This is a genomic window from uncultured Maricaulis sp. (assembly GCF_963976135.1).
Classification (GTDB): domain Bacteria; phylum Pseudomonadota; class Alphaproteobacteria; order Caulobacterales; family Maricaulaceae; genus Maricaulis.
Genome location: NZ_CAXBKN010000009.1, coordinates 21,844 through 45,723, shown reverse-complemented (window position 1 = coordinate 45,723; position 23,880 = coordinate 21,844). Strand labels below are relative to the sequence as shown.

The following is a 23,880-nucleotide window of genomic DNA, read 5'->3' as shown; positions in this document are numbered from 1 at the left end:
AGTCTCCCTCCCGCTACCATATTTTTCGTCCGGGAGGACAGCGGCCCGGACCGGCAATTTTAGTATGATTAGACCGGCACTGAACCGGATACCGGCGTCCTGGTGGCCCCGTGACATTTAGGCGCGGTTGGCCGGATCGGGATGACTTCGGCGGCGATTGGCGTAGACTGACAATGAATTTGAGGGTCATTGTCATGTCCACTATCTTGTCCAACAAGCTTCTGCTCGGCCTCGTCGCGGTTGTTCTTATCGCTCTGACCGCCTTTCTCGTACTCGGCTATGGTGACTTGCCGGCCATCCATATGAGCAGCCATGGCTGGTTTGCGCTGGGCCTGGGGGTTTTGTTCTCCATCATCCTTGGCGCCGTCCTGTCGACCGTACTGATCATTGGCCGCCGCCGGGGCTTTGACGAATCGGCCCATGAGGCCGTGATCGACCATGATCCCGAAGTCTGAGACCCCGCTCAGGCGCTATTGCTGACCGCCGCGTCCATCCAGGCGAGGAAGGCCGGAGCGGATGCAGCTCCATCAATCTCCAGCCCCACAGCACAAGGCTCGTCATAGGGGTGGAGCGCGACGAGGCGCTTGATGGCGAGCGGCGCCTTTGCGGCGCTGGTCTTGAGGATCATGACTGCCTCGCTCGCGGTCTCGACCGCACCTTGCCAGCGATAGACGCTGGTCATCCCCGGCAGGATATTGACGCAGGCACACAATCCCTCTTCCACGAGGGTCTGCCCGGCCTCCTTGGCGAGGCCGGCATCAGGCCAGGTGGTGTAGATCCAGCGATACTTGCTCATGGTCATCCCCTGCTCGCGCGACTATAGAACGGCCATGGATACCCGACCGACATCGACCTCTGCCCTGCTACTCTTCTCCGGTGGCCAGGATTCCGCAACCTGTCTCGCCTGGGCGCTGTCGCGCTATGAACGCGTCGAGACGGTCGGTTTTGACTACGGCCAGCGCCATCATGTCGAGATGCAGGCGCGTCTCGATGTCCGCACGGCGATGGCTGCGGCTTTCCCGGACTGGGCCATGCGGCTCGGCGAAGATCATGTCGTCGACATCGCCGGTTATGGCGCCATCGCCGAGAGTGCCCTGACCGCCAACCGGGCGATCGAGATGGCCGCCGACGGACTGCCGACCACTTTCGTGCCGGGCCGCAATCTGGTCTTCCTCACGCTTGCCTCGGCGCTGGCTTACCGGCGCGGCCATGGCGTGATGGTCGGCGGCATGTGCGAGACGGACTTCTCCGGTTATCCCGACTGCCGCCGGACCACGATTGACGCGATGCAGGAGACACTGAGGCTCGGTCTGGCGATGGATATCGTCATCGAGACGCCGCTGATGTCGCTCGACAAGGCCCAGACATGGGCCCTGGCGCATGACCTGGGCGGTGACAGACTGGTGGAAATTATCCGCACCCGCACCCATACCTGCTATCGCGGCGATCGCAGCGAGCTGCATGTCTGGGGTTATGGCTGCGGCGCCTGTCCGGCCTGTGACCTGCGCGCTGCCGGCTGGCATTTATGGCGCAGCGGGGCCGTGCGATGAAATATTCGGTCAAGGAGATATTCCTGACGGTGCAGGGCGAGGGCGGCCAGACCGGCCGTCCGGCGGTTTTCCTGCGCTTTGCCGGCTGCAATCTCTGGAGCGGCCGCGAGCAGGACCGCGCCGCTGCGGTGTGCAATTTCTGCGATACGGATTTCATTGGTATGGACGGACCCGGCGGCGGCCGGTTCGAGACGCCGGAGGCTCTGGCGGCAGCGGTGGCCGCGATGTGGCCCGGCGGTGGCAGGCCACTTGTGGTCTGTACGGGCGGTGAGCCGCTGCTGCAGCTCGACGCGCGTCTGATTGATGCCCTGCACACGGCGGGCTTTGACATCGCTGTGGAGACGAATGGGACGCTGGCTGCGCCGGCGGGTATTGACTGGATCACCGTCAGCCCGAAAGGCAAGGCGCCGGTGGTGCAGCGTAGCGGGGATGAGCTGAAACTGGTCTACCCTCAACCCGGCCTCGACCCGGTCGACTATCTCGGCTGGGATTTCAAGCGCTTTTCGCTACAGCCGATGGACGGTCCCGGCATGATGGAAAACGCCCAGGCGGCGTTCGAATATTGCATCGCCCATCCGCAATGGACGCTCAGTCTGCAGACCCATAAATGGATCGGCGCGCCCTGAGACTTCGATCAGCGTTCCAGAAAACCACAGGCCGCGCTCATCTCCGCCTCGGAGTCCTGCAGGAAGCGCGCGACCCGCAAAATGTCCGCGGCCGCATAGCCGCCATCGCGGACCAGGCGGGCAATTTCGGTCTCCATGCCGGCCGGGTCGCTGGCATAGCGATAGATGCGGCCGACAACGTAGAAATCACGGTAATCGAGTTGTGCCGACAACCAGCCGGCCGTGCAGGCACAGGACGGGACCGGGTCTTGCAATTGCGTGCCGACCTGGGCAACGCAGGATCGCACGATCTCACGCGTCATCGTCTGGCGGGACGGCGCATCGGCCGTGTCCGCCGCTAGTGTCAATGCGAATAATGGAATCAAACTCGTCAGTAGCATGCCGTTTCCCCCAGACCGGCTTTGGCTGGATCATTGCGCCCCCGCGAGCATGAGTCCACCAAAGAATAGGCGCGCCATTGCTGGCGCGCCCCTCATCCTGCAAGTTCCGGACCTGTCTTCGTGGTCAGGAACCGTCGGCAGCCGCGCTCTCGAGGCTGTCGCCAATTTCGGCCGCGAAGCGATTGAACGTCCGCCGTGCATCACTCCAGGTGCCGGCATAGGCCGCATTATGGATCGAGTGCGACCGCCAGGCATAGCTGTAGGTTTGCAGCGTATCGCCGGAGGATGCGATCAGTTCGGCCTCAAGGCTCGCTCCGCCAATGCTGAAACTCTCCATGCTCAGTCCCGGCGTTGCCGCCATTTCGTCCATGGTCGGCCGATTTGGGTCGGCATCGAGAATGGTGACGTGGAGAACCGAACCGTTCTCGCCGAGATGGCCGGCGAGCTCGCGTTCGAGATCACCGCGCAAGATTTCCCTGAGACGATCGAATTCCCGTTCGCCAATCTCGTCGGCCTTGGCCGCCAGCGCTTCGCCGATCTGGATCGGTGCAATCGACACCGGTTCCGCTGCGAGCGCCGCTCCGGCCGATAGCGACAGAGCCGCCGCAGCCGCCAGGGAGAATGTCTTCGTAATTAGCCGCAACATGTACGCCTCCATGAAAACAGGTGAATGTCCCTCATCGTCAGCATAACAGCTGACGGGCCGGATTGTTAGATGCGGCGCCGCGGGTCCGGGTTAAATTCTCGCAATCCTAGCGATTATCGTCTTCCGAATCATCGGAGTCGGGCAGGACCAGATCGACGGCAGCACCGCCAACGGCACCGACAGCCTTGACGGCGGTGCCTGCTGTCCCGATTGCGACATCGGCGACCAGTGCTGTCGCACCGACCACCAGGCAGCCCGACAGCGATGGTGCGATCAGGGCGAGGAGCAGGATGGGGCGAAGGTATTTCATGGCAGTCTCCAGCTATCAGCCTGCCACCCTTCGCCCACAAGCCTTGCATTAGGGTGAATGCTCCGGGTTATTCCGGCACCTCCACCATCACCAGCTCGAGCGCACTGCCGGCCTCGATGCGGATTTCATCCTCATCGCGGATGGCCGCAGCATCGCGGGCATCGAGCTCCATACCGTTGACGGAACCGCTACCGATGGCGAGCGTCAAATAGGCCCGATGCCCCGGTTTCAGGCGGTGATTGACTGATTGGCCAGCCTCCATCGTGGCCCCGAATACCTTGGCATCCTGCCGGATCAACAAGCCACCGTCCCGCTCCGGATCGCCCGAAGCGAGCACGATCAGCTGCCCGGTGCGATCGCCGGCCGGAAAGCTTGCCGTCTCCCAGCGTGGCTCGCCGCCGGTCTCGCGCGGCAGGATCCAGATCTGAAACAGGGTGGTGGTTTCGGCTTCCTGATTGAATTCGGAATGCCGTATACCGCTGCCCGCAGACATCACCTGGACATCACCGGCCATGGTGCGGCCGGCATTGCCCAGATTGTCACGATGACTGATTGCGCCCTCGCGGACATAGGTGATGATTTCCATATTTTCGTGAGGATGCGGCGCGAAGCCGCCATCGGCGGCGATCTCGTCATCATTCCAGACCTGCAGGGCACCCCAGCCCATCCGGTCCGGGTCGTGATAACCGCCAAAGCTGAAATGATGCCGGGCATTGAGCCAGTCATTCCTGAACCGGCCGAGGCTGTCGAATGCGCGTTTCTCGATCATGAGCGATCTCCATCTGTCTGTGTTGACGACAGAGATAGGGGCGTGGACCGGCCGGAAAAATGGCGATTGCGGACGCGAAGTCATTCCCGCCCGGCACTAATCCGCCCGCCCGTTTCGGGGACCTGTTCAGGGGGAGCCGGTTGAGCTACTTGCCCTCGCGCCACCAGCCAAGACCCATGAAGGCTGCGATCAGCAGGGCGATGATCAATGCCGGCAGAACCGGACGAGCATGCGAGGCGCGCACGATGTAGCGCTCATTGCGCTGCAGGCCTAGCCAGCCGCGACCGGCCTGGTCGGCACCCAGCCGGGTGCGGCGCAGGTCGGGCAGGCGGGCATCGGCACCTTCACCGATCGCGAACAATCCGCCGCCCATAGCGTCGAGCACGGCAGTGAGATTCTCGCCGGTCGGGCGCAGGTCGGCATATTCCAAAGGGTTGAGCGGGCCAAGCGCGGCGACGGTCGTCAGATCACCGGAACGCAGACGCACGAGGCCGGACCCATTGGCCGGGACCGCAACGGAATATCGGCCATCAGCGTCCTGGCTCATGCCGGTGATCTCTTGCTCGCCATCGGGCCAGGTGATTTGCAGCGGCGGCGCAGCATCGGCCAGGGTGACGCGATTGGCGTGCAGTTCGCCATCATTGGCGTAGGCGGTGAGTCTTTCCTCGTCGAGCTCGGGCTCTCTCATTAGCCAGTGGGCAACGCGGCGGAACATTTCCGCATAGGGCCCGCCGCCCTCAAAACCGCGTGCCCATAGCCAGGTCTGATCGCTCATCACGATGGCGGCACGGCCTTCGCCCGATCTCTGGACCACGAGCAGCGGGTTGCCATCGGGCGCCTGCAACAGGGTTTCCCCGCCCAGGGACACACCATGGATCTGGCGCAGCCAGCGGCCCCAGCTCGGAGCCTCGCCGCCGCCTTCAAGCCCGGCCGTGACCGGGTGGCGCATCCCGGCGGCGGTCGTCTGCGGTGTGAAACCACCATCGGTGATGTAACCGGTTGGCCGTACCGGCAATACGGCGGCCAGCGGCGTCCGGTAGAGGCTTGGGCCGCCGGCGAAAGGTGGCCCGGCGGTCACCAGCAAGGCACCACCATCTTCGACATAGCGCGCGATATAATCGAAATAGATCGGGGGCATGATATTGCGTCGGCGATAGCGGTCGAAAATCACCAGATCGAATTCGCTCAGGCGCTCGACGAACAACTCTTGCACCGGAAAGCCGATCAGGGCGAGTTCCTCGACCGGCGTGCTGTCGCGCCGGTCCGGCGGACGCAGAATGGTGAAGTGGACCAAATCGACCGAAGGATCGGATTTCAGCAGATTGCGCCAGGCGCGGGCGCCATTATGCGGCTCGCCGGTGACGAGCAGCACGCGCAGGCGGTCGCGCACCCCGTTCACCGATACGGCGGCGCGGTTATTGATCAGGGACAATTCTTGCGGGCCCGGTTCGACCTCGGCTTCGATGACATTCTGGCCGCGGCGCTCGACGGGCACTTCAACGCGGGTGGAGCGGCCGATCGGGATGCGGTGGGTCTGCGGTTCGCCGCCCTCAAAGCGGAAGGAAACCATCGCCGTGCCCTGCATCGCATCGTCCTCGACGCGCAGCAGGAAGGCGACGGTCTGACCGACAATGCCGTAGCGCGGCGCTTCCTCGATCACCAGGCGGCGGTCGCCGGCATTGCGGTCGCCGGCCATGGCCTGGTGCACGGGAGCGTTGAGATTGAGGCTGGCTGGATCGGCCGGCGCGTCGTGGATCTGGCCGTCCGTGGTCAGTATGACCCCGGCCAACCGGTCGGGCGGCACGCTGGCCAGCGCGCCATTGAGCGCTTCGAACAGCATTGTGCCATCGGCGCTGGTACCGGCTTCGACCTCGACCAGCTCAAGCATGGGGTCGGTCTCGGCCTGCTGTCGCAGCGCAGCGGCCATGGCATTGGCTGCCTCGGTGCGTTCGCCGACTTCCATGCTGGCGCTTCGGTCAGTGACCAGCACCGCGATATCGGCCAGCGGATCGCGCTCTTCCTCGACCAGTGAGGGATTGGCCAGCGCCAGCGCCAGCGCCAGAACGGCGAGGCTGCGCCACAGCCAGCCAGCCAGCCGCTGCCAGGCACCCAGAATGATCGCCAGCAGGGCAAAGCCCGTCAGCCCGGCCAGAAACGGCCAGGGTATGAGCGGTGCGAAATCGAGTGCGGTGGCATTCATTGGCCCAGCCTCTCGAGAATGTCGGGGACATGGACCTGGTCGGCCTTATAGTTTCCGGTCAGCGCATACATCGCGATATTGACGCCGAAGCGGATCGCCATTTCGCGTTGACGGTCGCCGCCCTCAACCGGAGCGGAGGGCCGGCCGGCGGCGTCGACCGCCCAGGCCGAGGCCCAGTCATTGGCGCCAATGATCACGCCGGACGTGCCATCGCGCGACGCGCCGTCGGGATTGGCCTCGACCCAGACCGGGCTGCCCGAGAAGCGGCCGGGGAAATCCTGCAGCAGGTAGAAGGAGCGGGTCAGCACATGATCACTGGGAACCGGACCAAGAGGCGGCAGGTCGATACTGTCGAGGATGGTCAGCAATCCGGGATGCGGCGCGCCGGCGCGCAACATGGCGACATCGGCATCCTGGGTGTCGAACACGATCAGCCCGCCCGATTGCAGATAGGAGCTGACACGCGCCGCAGCTGCGGGCGACAGGGCGCCGGCATCGCGCGCCACCGGCCAGTAGATCATCGGGAAGAAGATCAGCGGATCGGTCTCGACATTGATTGCCATGGGCGGCGCCGGTTCGATGGCGCTGCGGCGGGTGACTTCCTGGCTCAGTCCGGTCAGTCCGGCCTGGCTGCGCGCATCGATCGCCGCATTGCCGGTGACGACATAGGCGAAGTGCAGATCGAGCGCCGCCTCGAGTGCGAAACTGTCATCGCTGACCGGCGGTGGCGGTGTGGTTGTCGGCTGGGCTTCGGCCGATGGCGCGAGCGGCAGGGCGAGGGCAATCAGCCAGGCCGTCGCTGCCGTCCCGAACAGGCGCAGCGGCAAGCGGCCCGCCAGGGCCAGCGCGAGCACGACATCCACTGCCAGCATGATCAGGGCGAGCGAGAGCAGGGCGGCGATGAAACGGAGCGGGCGCGGCCCGTCGAGCCCGGCGAACAGGACGCCGGGCAGGTCGCGCGGCAGGGCCGTGATCGTCGTACTGGCCTTTATCACATTCAGGGCGGCGGTTGCCGACCCCAGGCGGTAGAGGCCCGGGGGCGAGATCGGGCTGGCGCTGGCGCCGTCCCAGCTGGCTGCGACGATCGGGCGGGCGCTATTGGGGGCTGTCGTCAACTGCCCGCTCGAATCGAGGGCGCGATCGAGCTGCCAGGCGCCATTGGCCGGGCCCGTCGCCGATCCGCCCTGGGCGAGGCCGAGAATGCGCTGCAGCATGCGTGGGTAGAGGCCCGACAGCGGCAGGTCCGACCAGTCCGGTCCGGCGGTGACGTGGAAGAGCACGATCCAGCCACGGCCTCGGCGCACGGCGGTGACCAATGGTGTGCCATCCTCGAGTCGGGCCCAGACCCGGTCCGGCGTTGCGCTGCCTGGCTGGGCGAGAACCTGGCGGTCGACCGTGGCCGTCGCATCTGGTGGCAGGCCGGCAAAGGGAGAGTCATCACCGAAACGGGCGATGCGCTGGGGTTCTTCCCAGTTGAGCGCGCCACCGAGCAGGCGCCCCCCAATCCGCAGATCCACCGGCAGGAGACTGTCGCTGCGCGCGGCCAGACGCGGGCCGGCGAAACGGATCAACAGACCGCCATTGGCGACAAATTCGCCGATCCGGGCATCGTCAGTGCGGGCATCATCGACCATGACGAGGGCGGCTGATTCAGTTTCGAGCAATTCGTCGAGCGTGCCGCGGACCGGTTGCGAGAAGGGCGCGATGGCGCTCTCGATATAATGCAGGTCCGAGAGCAGGGGCTGTCCGTCTTCCCGTATCGCGTCGATCAGGCCGATGCGCGGGCGTCGCCATTGATCGCCCATCAGGCGGACCGAGCCGGCGGTGCCCGGACCTTCGACGCGCAGGCTGGCGATCCGGTTGCGCAGATCGAGCGGCAAGCTCAGTTCAGAGCGGGCAATGCCGCTATCGGCATCGAAGCTCAGATCCGTGCGGGCGATGGCGCGTCCGTCACTTCCCAGAGCCGTGATCGCGGCGGTGCGCGGCAGTCCGGTCGCGACGCGGCGCAATTCAATCGACAAGCCGGCCGCGGTCGGTTCCGGCGGTGCCATCGCCAGGGCAGCGCGGCCATTATCGGGTTCGATGATCCGTACAGTGCCGAGGGCCGTGAGAGTACGGGCGAGCGCACGGCTGCCCTCACTATCCATGCCGTCGCTGAGCCAGGTCACGGCCATCGCATCGGACAGAGCGCCATCATTGCGGGCAAGAGCCACCCGGTCGGCGGCAGCGTCACGGTCCGTGCCCCAGGCCATCGGGCTGGCCGTGGCGAGCAAACGGCGAGCGGCGTCGGGCCGGTCAAGGCGGAGCGGTGCGGGTGCTTCGCCGCTATTGGCGGTAAGGAGTATGGCGGCGAGCCGTCCGTCGCGTTCGGCCTCGTCGAGCAGCCGGACCGCCTCGCGGCTTGTGGCCGCCCAGTTCGCGGCGCCGGCCCAGCCATTGTCGATCACGATCAATTCGGGGCGGGTCTCGTCGATCACGGCTGGCGGTGTCCAGACGGGACGCGACAGGCCGAGGATCACCAGGGCAGCGATGAGCAGGCGGAACAGGATCAGCCACCAAGGGGCGTGCTGCGGTGTCTCGGCATCGTCGGGCGCGCCGAACAACAGGCGCAGCGGCGGGAAGATGGCGCGGCGCGGTGCCGGCGGCGTCGCGCGCAGCAGCAGCCACAATATGGGCAGGCTCAGCAGGCCGATCAGGGCCAGCGGTGCGCCGAAGGAGAGGGGGCCGAGTGCAAACATCAGGCATCCCTCGCCAGGGCGCGATACAGCGCCAGCACGGCGCTGGTGGCGGTGCGGTCGGTGCGGTGGGTGACGAGCGACCAGCCGAAGCGGCGCGCGAGCGCAGCCAGCGCCTCGCCATGCTCGGCCCAGCGCTGGCGATAGGTGGAACGCGCTTCCTCGGCGCGGCCGAACAACAGGCCTTCACCGCCTTCGGGATTCTCGAAGCGGGTGCGGCCGGAATAGGGAAAGTCTTCCTCGGCCGGATCGACAATGCGCAGCAGCACGCCTTCCGCCTCCATCGCCGAGAAACGTGACAGGCGCGCAGCCCAGGTCTCCGGCGGATCAAGGAAGTCGCTCGCCAGCACGACGCGTCCGAAACGGCCGATATTGGGGGCTTCCACAGCGCTCATCTCGCCGGGGCCGAGCGCCAGACGGCGCGAGGTGCGTTCAAGGCCAAGCGCGCCGGTGCGGGCAATCGCGGACTCGCCGAGCACCGCGACGCGCTCGCCGCCCTGGGTGAGCAGGGCCGCCATGGCGATCTGGCAGACCGCGGCGCGATCGATCTTGCTGGCATGGTCCCTGGACGAGGAGAAACGCATCGAGGCCGAGCCGTCGCGCCAGAGCCAGACGGTATTGGCCGCCTCCCACTCATTCTGACGCACGAAGAGCTGGTCGCTGCGGGCCGACTGGCGCCAGTCGACGGCGGCGCGGCCGTCTTCGGGGCGATGATGCCGGTATTGCCAGAAACTCTCGCCGACGCCGGCGCGGCGCCGGCCATGCACACCCTGGGCGACCGTCGCGGCAATACGCGTCGCTTCGGCCATCAGGGCCGGCAGGCTTGCGGCGGCCGCTTCGCCCTGGTGGCGCAGCTGCACAACGCGCATTTCCGAATGGCGATCGACGCCGTCGCTCATGGGATCAGGCCGCCCGCTCGGCGAGCGATTTGATCAGGCCTTCCAGCGTGTGTCCGTCGGCACGGGCCGCAAAGGACAGCGCCATGCGGTGTTTCAGCACCGGCTCGGCCAGCGCCGCTACATCCTCGGTTGAGGGCGCCAGGCGGCCCTGCAGCAGGGCGCGGGCGCGGCAGGCCAGCATCAGCGCCTGACCGGCACGCGGGCCGGGGCCCCAGGACACGCCGGTGCGCACGGCTTCGACATCGGTCTCTTCCGGGCGCGCCAGACGCAGCAGGTCGAGAATGGCATCGAGCACTTTCTCGCCGACCGGCAGGGCGCGGACGAGCGCCTGGAGTTTGAGGATCTCGTCGGCATCGAGCACCTTGACCGCATCGGTGCTGGCTGCGCCGGTGGTGGCGAGCAGGACCTGACGTTCGGCCTCGCGGGTCGGATAGGGGATGTCGACGCGCAGCAGGAAGCGATCGAGCTGGGCTTCGGGCAGCGGATAGGTGCCTTCCTGCTCGATCGGGTTCTGGGTTGCCAGAACATGGAAGGGCTGGGGCAGGTCATGGCGTTCACCGGCAATGGTGACATGGCCTTCCTGCATCGCCTGCAGCAGGGCGGCCTGGGTGCGCGGGCTGGCGCGATTGATTTCGTCGGCCATCAACAGGCGACAGAAGATCGGACCGGGCAGGAAGCGGAAATGGCGTTTGCCATCATCGGATTCCTCGAGGATTTCCGAGCCGAGAATATCGGCCGGCATCAGATCGGGCGTAAACTGGATGCGTTTGGTCTCCAAACCGGTCGCCACCGCGATGGCCTGGACCAGGCGCGTCTTGGCAAGGCCTGGGGCGCCGACCAGCAGGGCGTGACCGCCTGACAGGATGGCCGCAAGGCAAAGTTCGACTTCGTCTTCGAGACCGAAAATCACCCGGCCAATCGAGTCGCGGACCTGTTGCAAACGGGCCGTAGCTGCGTCTGCCTGGGCAATTAAGTCTGTACCGGCTTCATTCATCTCGGTCATCGTCCTAAAATCCTTCGCGATACAGATGGTTCATATGCCAATTTGCTCGACGAGAGCATGGCGTCACGCATGAAAGCTGTCCATGGCCTCAACGCCTGAAATGCCAGATGCAATGCAGTCCCTGCTGCAGGCGGCGCGCAGCGCCGGCGACGGCTTGCCGCCGGTCGAGCGCTGGCACCCGGAAAATTGCGGCGAAATGGACATGGTCATCAAACGGGATGGCTCGTGGTGGCATGAGGGAAAGCGCATTACCCGCCAGCCTCTGTCACGGCTGTTTTCCACAATCTTGCGAAAAGATGACGACGGCGTTCATTATCTCGTGACGCCGGTCGAAAAAATCGCCATCCAGGTCGAGCTCGCGCCCTTTGTGGCCGTGCGAGTCGATGCGACCGGCGAGGGCGAGGCCCAGTCGCTGATATTCACGACGAATTTCGATGATCTGGCCGAAGCCGGGCCGGATCACCCGATCAAGGTCCGTATCGACCCCGTTACCGGCGAGCCGACACCGCTGGTGCGTATCCGCGGCCGTCTTGACGCTTTGATGACCCGGCCGGTCTTTTACGAACTGGTGGAACTCGCCGTCGAGCATGAGGGGGTGACGGGCGTGTGGAGCGGCGGTGCCTTCTTCGCTCTGGAGGAGGCCAATGCCAGCGATTAAGGGCCTGCTCGACCTGATGCGCCAGCGGCTCGATCCGGTTGAAGGCGAGAGCGGCGCAGGGTTTCGCGGCGATGGCGATCTCAACGGACTGCCCTCGCCAAGTGGCCGCAAGCTGCGTCCGGCGGCGGTGCTGGCGCCGCTTATCCTGCATGATGGACCACCACGCCTGCTCTTCACCGAACGCGCCAGCCATCTGCTCAAGCATCCCGGCCAGATCAGCTTTCCCGGCGGCAGTCTCGATCCGGGCGATGCCGGCCCGGCCCAGGCAGCCCTGCGCGAGGTCGAGGAGGAGATCGGGATCGGCGCCGAGCATGTTGAACTGGTGGGCCGTTTCGAATCCTATGAGACCGGCACCGGCTTTCAGATCACGCCCTTTGTCGGTGTTCTCAGACCGGGATATGACCTCAGGCCGGATCCTGGCGAAGTCGCCAGCGTGTTCGAGGCCCCGTTCGATTTTCTGATGAATCCGCTCAATCACCAGCAGCGCTCGGGCGTCTGGCAGGGGCAGGAACGACATTACTATGCCATGCCCTGGGAAGATCGCTATATATGGGGTGTCACGGCAGGCTTGTTGAAGTCGCTGCACGACAAGCTGTATGGGTAAGTCATGATACGCATCACAATTATCGAAATTGCCTCGTTTCTCCTGCCTTTCCTGATCTTTTTCATCTGGCGCTGGCAGTCCAGTTCGGAACACCCGATCGAGGCGACGCCGACGCTGCGGCTCGCGGCGATCGGGGCCGGGCTGTCGATCCTGGTGATGATTGCGCTCGTCCTTCTGGAATCTGGCCGCGGCGGACATGAGGGCGAGCTCTATGTGCCCTCGCGTGTGGTTGATGGCCGTGTTGTGCCGGGCTATTTCGTGCCGGTCGAGGAGACGGAAGCCGCCGATCCCGAGACGAGCGACAGCCCCGAACCGCAATGACAGCAGCCCGGCCCGTACCGCTTCGCCTCGCTCCGGCCGACCACGCCTGGATGCGCGATCCGGCGACGCGGGCGGTGATGGCAGCGCTCGAGGCCGTGCGGCCAGGCGGCTCGCGCTTCGTTGGCGGCTGTATTCGCAATGCCCTGTTGGGCAAGCCGGTCGCCGATATCGACATCGCCACCCAGCTTCTGCCCGAACAGGTGATCGAAGCGGCCCGGGCAGCGGGGCTGAAACCGGTGCCGACCGGCATTCGCCACGGCACAATTTCGGTCATTTCCGGCGGCCGCCCGTTCGAGGTCACCACTTTGCGCCGCGATGTCGAGACCGATGGCCGCCGCGCCGTTGTCGCCTTTACCGAAGACTGGGATGAGGACGCCCGGCGCCGCGACTTCCGGCTCAATGCGCTTTATGCCGACAGCGAGGGCATAATTCATGATCCGACCGGCGGTCTCGCCGATCTCGATCCCTGCCGCTTTGTCTTCGTAGGGTCGGCCGAAAATCGTATCCGCGAGGACTATCTGCGCACCCTGCGCCTGTTCCGTTTCGAGGCCTGGTATGGCTCGGGCGTGCCTGACAGCGCAGGCGTCGCGGCGGCAGCGCGGCTGAAGGACGGTCTGCACACCCTGTCGGCGGAACGGGTCTGGTCGGAGCTGAAGAAACTGCTCGCCGCACCCGATCCGGGCCCCGCGGTCGCCGTGATGGCGGAGCACGGGATCCTGTCGGAAATTCTGGGAGTGAACGGATCCTTAAGAATCCTTGTAGGTATTATAAACCAAGATATCTCTGCCGGTCTGGAACCCGACCCGCTTTTGCGGTTTGTGGCTCTCATTGGCGGTGGGCCCGAAAGGATCAGAATCATGGCAGCCAAACTGAAAATGTCGAATGCCGAAAGCCGGCGCCTGCAGGGCGCGGTCGATCCGTCGCTGTGCGGCGAAGTCGAAGCGGCCTTCACCGATATGGCCGCAGCGGAACGGGCGATCATGTCGCTCGGCGCGCGCGCCTTTGAAGACCAGGTCCGGCTCAGCGCCGCTGGCGATGTCGCCCCGCCGCCGCGCGACTGGACCCTGCTGGCCAAATTCGCCCGCGAATGGCAACAGCCCGACTTCCCGGTTTCCGGCGGCGATCTCATCCTGCTCGGCTATGAACCCGGCCCGATGCTCGGCGATGCCATGGATGCCCTCAAGGCACACTGGATCGCTGAACGCTTCGAGCCGACCAGGGAAGAACTGATCGCGCGTCTGAAGCACTAGTGTTTATGCGCTGATCCTCGAATGAAAAAGCCCCGGTCGTCGACCGGGGCTTTTTGCTGGAGCGCTACACCTCAACCCCGAGATAGAGCGCGGTGAAGCCAATCGAATCGACCAGGGCGTGGGCGATGATCAGGGGCCAGAGATTGCGCTTGTAGAGCAGATAGAGCGTGCCGATCGCAAAGCCGATGGCGGCAATCGAGAGCAGGCCCTGCAGGCCCTGGTAATAGAAGTGCACGCCGCCAAACATCAGCGCCGGCAGGACCACCATCAGCACCGGCCGCAGGGCAGTGGCGGGCAGGATGCCCTCGATGCGGCGCATCAGATAGCCGCGGAAGAAGACTTCCTCGCCAAAGCCGCCGCTGACAATGCCCAGCGCCAGCCACATCAGATAGCGCGGCAGATTGCCGGTGATCCCGGCAAAGCGATCCTCGACGCCGGAGGGTGTGGCGCTCATGTCCCAGAGCCCCAGGGCCTCGCCGCCCAGGCCGACGATGGCACCGGAACCCATGATCGCGACCATGCCCAGCAGGACCTGGGGCAGGAAGAGGAGCTTGGATTTCAGGCCGGGCAATGCCCGCAGGCCGAAATCGGACCAGGTTTCGGAGCGCAGGCGGGCCATCAGGGCGATGAAGGCGATGGTGCAGGTCATCGACATCGGTCCGGCGAAACGCCAGGCGATCGGGTCGAAGGCCATTTTCGTCAGGATCAGGCAGGCGATGGCTGCGCCGAGCTCGAGCAGCAGAAAGCGGGGTTTATGAGGCGCGTAGACAGGCATTTTGAGACCGTTGGGCTTGAGGAATGAACCGGTTCGCCGGATTGCGAACAGGCTCATTCTCGCGCGGAGCCTGGGTTCAATCTTGAACGATTGTGCGAGCCGCGTGGGCGCCCTGCATGACGCTGCGCTTCCAGCGTGCCGGGCTCAGGCCATAGGTGGCCCGGAAATGGCGTGTCATGTGGCTCTGATCGTTGAAGCCGCAAGCAAGCGCCGCCTGGACGAAACTTTCGCCGCGCTGGCTGCGATCTCGCACCGCATCGAGGCGGCGCATGGTCAGATAGCGATAGGGGCTGGTGCCGTGCAGGTGCCGAAAATCGCGCGACAATTGCCAGCGATCCTGACCGGCCACCTGTTCGAGATCATCCATCGAAACCGGCTCATCGAGATGCTGGTGAATATAGCTGCGGGCGCGTTCTGCGGCGCCGGCATCGAGCGGGCCGCCAGGCGCAGCCTGCCCGGCTGCGGCCTGCAAGGCGGTGGCGATATCGAACAACGCATCGGCAGCGCGCAGCGGATCGAGTGGCTCGTCGAGGTCGGCCAGCGCGGCGCTGACGGCCCGTTTCAGGCTGCGGTCGGTCGACTGACCGCCCTCGATGAAGGGCAGCGCCTGGCCGGGGAGAATGGAGGTGATGGCGCTGGGCTGAATCGTGATCGCGCGGTAGGCGAAGCCTTCCGCTGTGCCGGCATGACCGTCATGCAATTCATCGGGATGCAGCACAACCAGCTCGCCCGGCAGGGATTGGCGCGCGGCGCCGCGATAATTGAAACACTGCACGCCGCGCAGGGTCAGGCCGAGCGTGTAGACATCGTGGCGATGCGGCGAAAACGCGGTCTTGTCGAGGCGGGCACCAAAACGCCTGATCCCGCTATCCGCCTGCCCGGCCATCATCATCCGTCTGTCTCCGTCATGCCCTGTTGATAGGATGCACGGGCGAACGGATTGGATGCAGGCGGGCTGTGATCAGCCGGCGTCTACGGCCATTTCGCCTCGGGCGGCATCGAGGACAGGATCGACTTCACATTGCCGCCGGTCTCGAGGCCGAATTTGGTGCCGCGGTCATAGAGCAGGTTGAATTCGGCATAGCGGCCGCGGCGGACCAGTTGTTCCTCGCGCTCGTCCGGCGTCCAGGGCGTCGTCATGCGGCGGCGTACCAGCTGCGGGTAGATGTCGAGAAAGGCCAGGCCGACATCGCGGGTGAAGGCGAAATCGGCCTCCCAGTCGCCGCTGTCGTGACGGTCGTAGAAAATCCCGCCAATGCCGCGCGGTTCATTGCGGTGCGGCAGGAAGAAATACTCCTCGCACCATTGCTTGAAACGGGCATGGAAATCGGCGCCATGCCTGTCGCAGGCACTCTGGCAGGCGGCGTGGAAATCGACGGCGTCCTGATGCTCCTGGTTGCGATAGCGATCGAGCACCGGGGTCAGGTCCATGCCGCCGCCGAACCAGCCCTTCGTTGTGGTGATGAAGCGCGTATTCATGTGCACGGCCGGCACATGCGGATTCCACATATGCGCGATCAGCGAGATGCCCGAGGCCCAGAAACGCGGATCTTCGCTGGCACCGGGGATCTGGGCGCGGAATTGTTCGGAGAACTCGCCATGCACGGCCGAGACATGCACGCCGACCTTCTCGAACAGACGCCCCTTCATGATCGAGGTGACGCCGCCGCCTTGATCGCTTGAGCCGTCGCCGCGCGACCAGGCCTCACGCACGAAGCGGCCGGGCTCGCCGGGATAGAGGTCGCCGGGGGCTTCGTCTTCAAGGCGTTCGAATTCGGCGCAGATCAAATCGCGCAATTGCTCGAACCAGGCACGCGCCTTGGTGCGGCGGGCATCGAGCGCTTCAGCGGTGGGGGTGTTTGTCGTCATCATGGCGCCATCAATACGGCGCTTGCCGCGAAGGGCAAGGTCGCGGGCCATTCGCGGCCCGCGACAACTCGTAGCGGTTTAACCCGCTTTGCGCTGGCCGCCCTGGCCCGGACGGCGACCGCCCGGCTTGCGGGAACCGGTTGCCGTCACGGTCTGGCCCTGCGGACGGCTGCCGCGGCGCTGGCCGCCACCACCACCGCCACGATTGCCGCCACCGGGCTTCTTGACCGGTTTTGGAATGTGCAGGGCGGCGCCTTCGGCCGTCAGGTATTTGCCGATCAGGTTCTCGATCTCGCGCAGCATGGTGCGCTCGTCCGGTTCCACCAGGGCAATCGCGATACCGTCAGTGCCGGCGCGCGCGGTGCGGCCGATGCGGTGGACATAGACTTCCGCTACGGTCGGCATTTCATAATTCACGACATGGGTGATGCCGTCGACATCAATGCCGCGGGCGGCAATATCGGTCGCAACCAGGATATTGACCGAGCCATTCTTGAAATTGGCGAGGGTCTTTTCCCGCTGGTTCTGGCTCTTGTTTCCGTGGATGGCGGCGGCGCGCAGGCCGTCCTTCTCCAGGTTTTGGACGACACGGTCGGCACCGCGCTTGGTGCGGGTGAAGACGATGGCGAGTTTGACGTCCTCGGCCTTGAGGATGTCACGCAAGGCGTTCCGCTTGGCGCTCGCATCCATCAGCATCACTTCCTGCTGGATACGCTCGATCGGCTTGGATTGCGGTGCAACGCTGACTTCAGCCGGATTATCGAGGAAATCGCTCGCCAGCTTGCGGATCTGGGCCGGCATGGTGGCCGAGAACAGCATGGTCTGGCGCGTCTTGCGCAGTTTGGACATGATCTGGCGGATCGCCGGCATGAAGCCGAGATCCATCATCTGGTCGGCTTCGTCGAGGATCACCGTCTTGACGCCATCGAGGCGCAGGGCGCCGGTCGAGACATGGTCAAGCAGGCGGCCCGGGGTGGCGACGAGAATGTCGACGCCGCCTTCAAGACGCTTGATCTGCGGGCGCGGCTTCACGCCGCCGACAACCACACAATGGCTGAGCTTCATGAATTTGGCGTAGTCGCGAATGGAATCGTCGATCTGGGCAGCCAGCTCACGCGTCGGCGCCAGGATGAGGGCGCGGCAATTGCGTGGGTTGGCGCGCTCATTGGCCTGCGCCAGGCGCGTCAGCAAAGGCAGCACGAAGGCAGCCGTCTTGCCGGTGCCGGTCTGGGCGATACCGATCAGGTCGCGCCCTTCGAGCAGGGTCGGGATGGCTTTCGCCTGGATGGGGGTAGGGGTTTCATAACCGGCGGCCGTAATGGCGCGCAGGACGGGTTCGGCGAGGCCGAGATCTGCAAATTGGGTCAAATGGACACTCATATTGAGGCGCGCGCACGGATTCGTCCGCACGCTGCACCGAATAATTTTTAAAAAGAAGCTTGCGTAGGTCAGCCGCTCGGCGATGCCTCTGCGATACCGGCCAGCAAGTGGACAATACCCGGGGGCGCTGATGGCGGTCGGAAGCGAAAAAGCAGCCGTCTGCCGGTACTCCCTGCGCGCCATGACTCACCTTGGCGTCTACGCGCGGTGCGCAGGCAAGGAGGAGATGGTCACATGTTGCAGTGCAGCGCAAGGCATAATTGATGCGGCAGGGCAGGGGCGGGCCCTCGGCGGATGGACGTCGGCGTGCCGCCTCAGCGCAATTGCCGGCTGGCCTCCGCAAGTGCGATGCCGGCTGAAACCGTCACATTGAGCGATCTCATCCCCTCGCGAATCGGAATGCGCACCCGCGAATCAGCTGATTCGTGGACGTTTTCGGGCACACCGGCGCTCTCGCGGCCGAAAAGCAGGCGGTCATCTGCAGAAAATTCAAAGTCCCAGATTTCGCCGGCCCCGGCGGTTGTGAACAGGACAAGGCGGCCTCGCGCGGCTTCTGCGCTGTTTTGATATGCAGTCCATGAGGCGTGCCGGGTGGGTGAAATTGCCGCACCATAATCCATCGCCGCGGTGCGTATTTTCTTGTCTGTTAAGGGGAATGCACAGGGTTCGACAATGTCCATACCCGCACCGAAACAGGCGGCCACGCGCATGGCCGCCCCAAGATTTTGCGGAATATCAGGTTGAAAAAAAACGATCCGCATTTTAAGCCGCGCATTGGCCGGGGGTCGATTTCAGCATGTGGCATTGCGCCGCGCACTGGTCAGCCAATCCGGCATTAGGTTATACGGCGTCAAAGCCCGCTTGGGCGAAGACGTCAAGTTATCTGGGGCAGGGGGCCGCACTCGCGTGACCCCCGTTTAAGAAAAGAGAAGAGGTCGGCTCGTGACGGAACAGAACGGCGCGCTCGGTGAACATGGTCAGGAACCATCTCGCCGCGACTTCATCTATATCGCGGCCACAGGCGCTGCCGCGATCGGCGCCGGTCTGGCGATCTGGCCTTTCATCGATCAGATGAACCCGGCCGCGGACACGCTGGCACTCGGTTCGATCCGGGTTGATGTGTCGACCGTGACCGATGGCACAGAGATTACGGTGATGTGGCGTGGCGGCCCGGTCTTTATCCGCCACCGCACCCAGGCGATGATTGACGAAGCTCGCGCTGTGCCACTCGGCGATCTGCCTGATGAGGCTTCGCGCAATCTCAATGCCGGCATGGAAAATGCCTCGGCGGCCGACGAGAACCGCGTTCTGCGGCCGGAATATCTGATCGTCAAAGGCAATTGCACCCATCTCGGCTGCGTCCCGCTCGGGATTGGCGCTGATACCGGTGATTATGATGGCTGGTACTGCCCTTGCCACGGCTCGCACTATGACGCCTCGGCACGTATTCGCCGCGGACCGGCTCCGGAGAACCTCCCGGTTCCGGACTATTACTTTGAATCGGAAACGACCGTGAAAATCGGTCTGTCGCCTGACGAAGCTTCACAATCTGGGTGGGTTGCATCATGAGCGGTCCTTCGACCTATGAGCCGAAAACCGGTTTCACGCGCTGGATGGACCAGCGCCTTCCGATCATCCGCCTCGGCTATGACAGTTTCGTCGATTTCCCGACGCCGCGGAACCTGAACTATTGGTGGACGTTTGGCGGGATCCTCGCGATCTTCCTCGTCATCCAGATCATTTCCGGCATCGTGCTGGCCATGCATTATGTGCCGCATGAGAGCATGGCTTTTGAAAGCCTCGAACGGATCCGCCGCGACGTGAAATTCGGCTGGCTGATCCAGTCCATGCACGCCAATGGCGCCAGCTTCTTCTTCGTCGCCGTCTATATCCACATGTTCCGGGGTCTCTATTACGGCTCCTACAAGGCACCGCGCGAAATCCTCTGGATTCTCGGCGTCGTCATCTATCTCCTGATGATGGCAACCGGCTTCATGGGTTATGTGCTGCCCTGGGGCCAGATGTCCTATTGGGGCGCGATGGTGATCACCAATCTGATCGGCGCACTGCCCTTTATCGGTGATGCGATCCGTGAATGGCTGTGGGGTGGTTTCTCCGTCGGCCAGGCCACGCTGAGCCGCTTCTTCTCGCTGCACTATCTGCTGCCCTTCGTGATTGCCGCCGTCGTTGCCCTGCACATCTGGGCGCTGCACGTTCCGGGCAATGGCAATCCGGTCGGCATCGAGCCGAAGAGCAAGAAAGATACGCTGCCCTTCCACCCGTTCTACACGGTGAAGGATGGCTTCGCGATCATCGTCTATCTGATTGTCTTCGCGGCTTTCGTCTTCTTCCTGCCGAACGTTCTGGGCCATGCCGACAATTTCATCCCGGCTGACCCGCTCTCGACCCCGGCGCACATCGTTCCGGAATGGTATTATCTGCCCTTCTACGCGATCCTGCGGGCGATCACCTTCGATATCGGTCCGATCGACGCCAAGCTTGGCGGCGTGATCGCCATGTTCGGTGCGATCCTGATCCTTTTTGTCCTGCCCTGGCTCGACACGTCGAAGGTCCGGTCCATGCGCTTCCGTCCGGTGACGCGGGTCTTCTTCATCCTCTTCGTCCTGGCCTGTCTCGGTCTGGGCTGGTGTGGCGCGAAAAACCCTGACGACCTTGTCTTCGCGATCGGCCATGATGCAGAAGGCGTGGCGACGGGTTTCAAATTCGTCTGGTTCGCGCAGCTGCTGACATTCTACTATTTCGCCTACTTCCTCATCATTCTGCCGGTGATGGGACTTATCGAGAAGCCGCTGGACCGTCCTGCTTCAATCGAAGCGGCTGTTCTCGGCACGGCCAAGGCATAGGGGAGCGATGACCATGAAGATGACCCGCATTTTCGTCGCTGCCCTGGCAGCTCTTGGCCTCTCCGGTCTCGCCTGGGCGGCGACCGCCGGCCAGCGTGCGCCCGAGCATCATCACTGGCACAATGCCGGTCCGTTCGGCACGTTTGACCGCGAAGCGGTCCAGCGCGGCCTGCAGATCTACCAGGAAGTCTGTGCCAGCTGTCACTCGCTCGACCTGATCAAGTTCCGCAATCTCGGCGAGGCCGGCGGCCCGTTCGAGAGCGCAGAATTCCCGAACGCGAATGACAACCCGATCGTGATGCAGATCGCGGCCGGCTATATGATCGAAGACGGTCCGGACGATGCCGGTGACATGTTCGAGCGTCCTGGCTTGCCGAGCGATGCCTTCCCGTCACCCTTCGCCAATCCGCAGCAGGCGCGCGGTTCCAATGGCGGCGCCCTGCCGCCGGACCTGTCGCTGATCGTCAAGGCCCGCAGCCATGGCGCCGATTATGTGCGTTCCCTGCTGCTCGGCTATGACGAGGAAGTGCCCGAGGATGTGCATCTCGCCGCTGGTCAGCACTACAACCCCTATTTCCCGGGTGGATTGCTGGCGATGGCGTCGCCGCTCTCGGAAGGCATTGTCACCTATTCTGACGGCACTGAAGCGACGATGGAACAGATGTCGGAAGACATCGTCACCTTTCTCACCTGGGCCGCCGATCCTCACATGGAAGCGCGCAAGCAGATGGGCGTGATGGTGTTGCTCTACCTCTTCATCTTCGCGATCCTGGTCTATATCGCCTACCGCCAGATCTGGGCGAATGTGAAGCATTGATCGCGCATTACGCGGTATGAATCGGGGCTGCGGACGTGAGTTCGCAGCCCTTTTTCGTTTTCTGGCAGGGGAGATCAGTCGATGACCCAATGGACGCTCGGCATTATCGGCGGCTCCGGCCTGTATGAGCTCGATGGTCTGGCCAATGTCCGCCGAGAGCGCATCGAGACGCCTTGGGGCGACCCCTCCGACGCGCTGACCTTCGGCGAGCTGCACGGCGTGCCGCTGGTCTTCCTGCCTCGCCATGGCCAGGGCCACCGCCTGCCACCCGCGGAGATTCCCTATCGCGCCAATATCGCAGCGCTGAAACAGGCGGGTTGCACCGATATTCTCTCGATCTCTGCCTGTGGCTCGCTGCGCGAGGAATTGCCGCCGGGCCATTTCGTGATCGTCGACCAGTATGTCGACCGCACTGAGGGGCGCCAGAGGAGCTTTTTCGGTCCAGGCTGTGTGGCGCACGTGCCAATGGCCGATCCGGTCTGTAGCCGCCTCTCACGCTTCGTGGCCGAGGCCGGCACGGCCGCCGGCATCGCGCTGACACCGCGCGGCACATATCTGGCGATGGAGGGGCCACAATTTTCGACCCGCGCCGAGAGCGAGCTCTACCGGCTGTGGGGCATGGATGTGATCGGCATGACCAATATGCCCGAGGCGCGCCTGGCCCGCGAAGCCGAGCTGCCCTATGCCTCGATCGCCATGGTGACCGATTATGATTGCTGGCGCGAGAATACGCACAGTGTCGATGTCGCTCTCGTGCTGGAGGTGATGCGCGCCAATACCGTCAAGGCGAAGCATTTGCTCGACCGGTTGACCGCCGCGATGTCCGCCCAGCCACGCACGCCAGGCCCGGACGGGATCGAAACCGTGCTCGATTCCGCCATCATCACGGCGCCCGGCGCGCGAGATCCGCAGATGGTGCAGCGGCTGGCGATGATTGCGGGACGCGTGCTCGGCTGAGCTCGCCGGTGCTTCCATCTGCGTGGACAGCGAGGGGGTGAGCCCCTAACCTGCGGACATGCCGATGCTGCGCGCCCTTTCGCTGCTCACTTTCTGCCTGCTTCCGGCCACCGCCTTCGCGGCCGATCAGGCCGGCATTCGTGCGCTGGACGATGAGGCCTATCTCAATTCGCGCAATGGTGTGATCCAGCTCATCTGCGAGAATGAGGCGACGGGGCAAGTCTATCTGAGCCGCGCCGTTGTGCTCGACATTCCCGGTTTTGCCGGGGATTTCGACATCCTCCTCGCCGCGCGCCATGCGGTGATGGACCGGACCGTGGAGCGCAATTGCCATGTCCGCGGCGAACCGCTGCGGCGCGGACAGATTGCGGGGATCGAGACCTCGAGCCCTGCCGTGAACGATTTCGGGGAATTCAGCCAGGACTGGGCGATTGTCCGTACGAGAGGCCGTCTGGACGATTCGATATCGCGTCTGCGCGCGGCGGCCTATGCCGGGCGCGAGCAGGGTCAGCTTTCCATGTTGCGCGCGGCGATGCATGGCGAACCGTGCCAGATCACCCCGGCCCCGGACCAGATCGTCGAGCCGACCCTGATCTTCCACGATTGCTATGCCCGTCCGGGTCTCTCGGGCTCGCCCCTGCTGGCGCAGATCGAGGGCGAGGCCTACGTGATCGGGGTCCAGCTGGGTGAATATGTGATGTTCAATGAAGGCGGTCGGCAATACAGCGTGGGCCGCCGCCTCGACGATGAATTCCTGCAGGCCCTGATCGATTTCATTGCCGAAGAATCGGGCGGCTGAAGTCAACAAGCCTTTTCCCCGATCCAGCCCTCGTCCATAAAGACCCCTGTTGTGTTCGGGAGTTTTTGATGTTGGTTCTTGTGATGGCCTTGCTGGTCCAGGGTGATGTGCCGGCCCTCGGGGCCCCCAATCCGCGTCCGGCGTTTGAATGCGCCGAACATGTCACCGACGCGCGGGCGCGCCGATCCTGCCTCGATGCGCTGGCAGGCACAGCGTCGAGCGATCTGCAGGCCGCCCATGAAGCGGCTCGTCAGGAGGCACGCGAATCCGACCTCGATTCCGGAGGCCTGTTCAATGCTGAGGCCGGTCTCGACCAGGCCCAGGCGAGCTGGGTCCGGTATCGCGATGCGGAGTGTACCCGGCGCGGTTCCCTGATGTTCGTCAGTGAGCAATCGCGTGAGGAAATTGTCCTCGATTGCCAGATCAGCCTTGATCGGTCGCGCGCCTCCGAATTGCGGGAACACTGAA

The 23,880-nt window shown here is 64.2% G+C and carries 27 protein-coding genes; 13 read left to right on the top strand and 14 right to left on the bottom strand.

The genetic code is table 11. From position 1 onward, the window contains the following. Positions 1-194 precede the first annotated feature (194 nt). The gene (locus AAC023_RS02425) at positions 195-455 is read left to right on the top strand and encodes a hypothetical protein (protein WP_339737748.1); all 261 of its coding nucleotides are present in this window, start codon (positions 195-197) and stop codon (positions 453-455) included. Between the two features lie 8 nt (positions 456-463). Here AAC023_RS02425 and cutA read toward each other — a convergent pair whose 3' ends face one another. Next, positions 464-796, bottom strand: coding sequence for a divalent-cation tolerance protein CutA (gene cutA / locus AAC023_RS02420; protein WP_339737746.1), 333 nt, complete (start codon positions 794-796; stop codon positions 464-466). Positions 797-830: 34 nt separating this feature from the next. On the opposite strand from cutA, the gene queC reads away from it, so the two are divergent. After that, positions 831-1,550: a 7-cyano-7-deazaguanine synthase QueC gene (gene queC, locus AAC023_RS02415; RefSeq protein WP_339737744.1), complete on the top strand. Its 720-nt coding sequence runs from the start codon at positions 831-833 to the stop codon at positions 1,548-1,550. Beyond that, a complete protein-coding gene (queE, locus tag AAC023_RS02410) occupies positions 1,547-2,176 on the top strand; it encodes a 7-carboxy-7-deazaguanine synthase (RefSeq protein WP_339737742.1) in 630 nt (209 codons plus the stop codon). Before queC ends, queE begins: the two co-directional genes overlap by 4 nt. Positions 2,177-2,184: 8 nt before the next feature. Here the strand turns inward: queE and AAC023_RS02405 are convergent, their stop codons facing one another. The 8 genes from AAC023_RS02405 to AAC023_RS02370 form a co-directional block, all read right to left on the bottom strand. Further along, positions 2,185-2,523, bottom strand: coding sequence for a hypothetical protein (locus AAC023_RS02405; protein WP_339737740.1), 339 nt, complete (start codon positions 2,521-2,523; stop codon positions 2,185-2,187). A gap of 157 nt (positions 2,524-2,680) precedes the next feature. Further along, entirely contained in the window at positions 2,681-3,202 is a 522-nt protein-coding gene (locus AAC023_RS02400; protein WP_339737738.1) for a hypothetical protein, read from the bottom strand. A 106-nt stretch (positions 3,203-3,308) separates the two neighbouring features. Further along, a complete protein-coding gene (locus AAC023_RS02395) occupies positions 3,309-3,512 on the bottom strand; it encodes a hypothetical protein (RefSeq protein WP_339737736.1) in 204 nt (67 codons plus the stop codon). Positions 3,513-3,579: 67 nt separating this feature from the next. Then, the gene (locus tag AAC023_RS02390; protein WP_339737734.1) at positions 3,580-4,281 is read right to left on the bottom strand and encodes a pirin family protein; all 702 of its coding nucleotides are present in this window, start codon (positions 4,279-4,281) and stop codon (positions 3,580-3,582) included. Positions 4,282-4,426: 145 nt separating this feature from the next. Next, complete coding sequence (locus AAC023_RS02385) at positions 4,427-6,481, bottom strand: hypothetical protein (RefSeq protein ID WP_339737732.1); 2,055 nt, start codon at positions 6,479-6,481, stop codon at positions 4,427-4,429. Then, positions 6,478-9,219: a DUF4159 domain-containing protein gene (locus AAC023_RS02380; protein ID WP_339737730.1), complete on the bottom strand. Its 2,742-nt coding sequence runs from the start codon at positions 9,217-9,219 to the stop codon at positions 6,478-6,480. Before AAC023_RS02380 ends, AAC023_RS02385 begins: the two co-directional genes overlap by 4 nt. Beyond that, positions 9,219-10,115, bottom strand: a complete 897-nt coding sequence (locus tag AAC023_RS02375; RefSeq protein ID WP_339737728.1) for a DUF58 domain-containing protein — start codon at positions 10,113-10,115, stop codon at positions 9,219-9,221. The genes AAC023_RS02380 and AAC023_RS02375 overlap by 1 nt, the downstream gene beginning before the upstream one ends. Positions 10,116-10,119: 4 nt before the next feature. Next, a complete protein-coding gene (locus AAC023_RS02370) occupies positions 10,120-11,118 on the bottom strand; it encodes a MoxR family ATPase (RefSeq protein WP_339737726.1) in 999 nt (332 codons plus the stop codon). Between the two features lie 100 nt (positions 11,119-11,218). On the opposite strand from AAC023_RS02370, the gene AAC023_RS02365 reads away from it, so the two are divergent. From AAC023_RS02365 to AAC023_RS02350, 4 genes are read left to right on the top strand one after another with little or no spacing between them, the layout of a single operon-like run. Continuing rightward, complete coding sequence (locus AAC023_RS02365; protein WP_339737724.1) at positions 11,219-11,776, top strand: DUF1285 domain-containing protein; 558 nt, start codon at positions 11,219-11,221, stop codon at positions 11,774-11,776. Then, positions 11,763-12,380, top strand: coding sequence for a CoA pyrophosphatase (locus AAC023_RS02360; RefSeq protein ID WP_339737722.1), 618 nt, complete (start codon positions 11,763-11,765; stop codon positions 12,378-12,380). The genes AAC023_RS02365 and AAC023_RS02360 overlap by 14 nt, the downstream gene beginning before the upstream one ends. 3 nt (positions 12,381-12,383) lie before the next feature. Beyond that, complete coding sequence (locus AAC023_RS02355; RefSeq protein ID WP_339737720.1) at positions 12,384-12,701, top strand: DUF6111 family protein; 318 nt, start codon at positions 12,384-12,386, stop codon at positions 12,699-12,701. Beyond that, on the top strand, positions 12,698-13,951 hold the full coding sequence (locus AAC023_RS02350) for a CCA tRNA nucleotidyltransferase (protein ID WP_339737718.1): 1,254 nt from the start codon (positions 12,698-12,700) through the stop codon (positions 13,949-13,951). Before AAC023_RS02355 ends, AAC023_RS02350 begins: the two co-directional genes overlap by 4 nt. Positions 13,952-14,015: 64 nt before the next feature. On the opposite strand, the gene AAC023_RS02345 is transcribed toward AAC023_RS02350, so the two are convergent. The 5 genes from AAC023_RS02345 to AAC023_RS02325 form a co-directional block, all read right to left on the bottom strand. Next, entirely contained in the window at positions 14,016-14,783 is a 768-nt protein-coding gene (locus AAC023_RS02345; protein ID WP_339737716.1) for a CPBP family intramembrane glutamic endopeptidase, read from the bottom strand. A 19-nt stretch (positions 14,784-14,802) separates the two neighbouring features. After that, a complete protein-coding gene (locus AAC023_RS02340; RefSeq protein ID WP_339737714.1) occupies positions 14,803-15,618 on the bottom strand; it encodes an AraC family transcriptional regulator in 816 nt (271 codons plus the stop codon). Between the two features lie 80 nt (positions 15,619-15,698). Beyond that, positions 15,699-16,646, bottom strand: a complete 948-nt coding sequence (hemF, locus tag AAC023_RS02335) for an oxygen-dependent coproporphyrinogen oxidase (protein WP_339737712.1) — start codon at positions 16,644-16,646, stop codon at positions 15,699-15,701. Between the two features lie 27 nt (positions 16,647-16,673). Further along, positions 16,674-17,963 (bottom strand): DEAD/DEAH box helicase, encoded by a 1,290-nt coding sequence (locus AAC023_RS02330; RefSeq protein ID WP_339737711.1) that lies wholly within the window; start codon positions 17,961-17,963, stop codon positions 16,674-16,676. Positions 17,964-18,289: 326 nt separating this feature from the next. Continuing rightward, on the bottom strand, positions 18,290-18,736 hold the full coding sequence (locus AAC023_RS02325; protein ID WP_339737709.1) for a TrmH family RNA methyltransferase: 447 nt from the start codon (positions 18,734-18,736) through the stop codon (positions 18,290-18,292). A gap of 181 nt (positions 18,737-18,917) precedes the next feature. On the opposite strand from AAC023_RS02325, the gene petA reads away from it, so the two are divergent. The 6 genes from petA (at position 18,918) to AAC023_RS02295 (ending at position 23,879) form a co-directional block, all read left to right on the top strand. Next, positions 18,918-19,544 carry a ubiquinol-cytochrome c reductase iron-sulfur subunit gene (petA, locus tag AAC023_RS02320; RefSeq protein ID WP_339737707.1) on the top strand — a complete coding sequence of 209 codons (627 nt, stop codon included), beginning with the start codon at positions 18,918-18,920 and terminating at the stop codon, positions 19,542-19,544. Continuing rightward, positions 19,541-20,839 (top strand): cytochrome b N-terminal domain-containing protein, encoded by a 1,299-nt coding sequence (locus tag AAC023_RS02315; RefSeq protein WP_339737705.1) that lies wholly within the window; start codon positions 19,541-19,543, stop codon positions 20,837-20,839. The genes petA and AAC023_RS02315 overlap by 4 nt, the downstream gene beginning before the upstream one ends. Before the next feature lie 13 nt (positions 20,840-20,852). Next, complete coding sequence (locus AAC023_RS02310; protein WP_339737703.1) at positions 20,853-21,656, top strand: cytochrome c1; 804 nt, start codon at positions 20,853-20,855, stop codon at positions 21,654-21,656. 81 nt (positions 21,657-21,737) lie between these two features. Further along, positions 21,738-22,613, top strand: a complete 876-nt coding sequence (locus AAC023_RS02305) for an S-methyl-5'-thioadenosine phosphorylase (protein ID WP_339737701.1) — start codon at positions 21,738-21,740, stop codon at positions 22,611-22,613. Between the two features lie 64 nt (positions 22,614-22,677). Beyond that, positions 22,678-23,412 carry a hypothetical protein gene (locus AAC023_RS02300; protein WP_339737699.1) on the top strand — a complete coding sequence of 245 codons (735 nt, stop codon included), beginning with the start codon at positions 22,678-22,680 and terminating at the stop codon, positions 23,410-23,412. A 68-nt stretch (positions 23,413-23,480) separates the two neighbouring features. After that, positions 23,481-23,879 (top strand): lysozyme inhibitor LprI family protein, encoded by a 399-nt coding sequence (locus AAC023_RS02295; RefSeq protein WP_339737698.1) that lies wholly within the window; start codon positions 23,481-23,483, stop codon positions 23,877-23,879. Position 23,880: the final 1 nt, after the last annotated feature.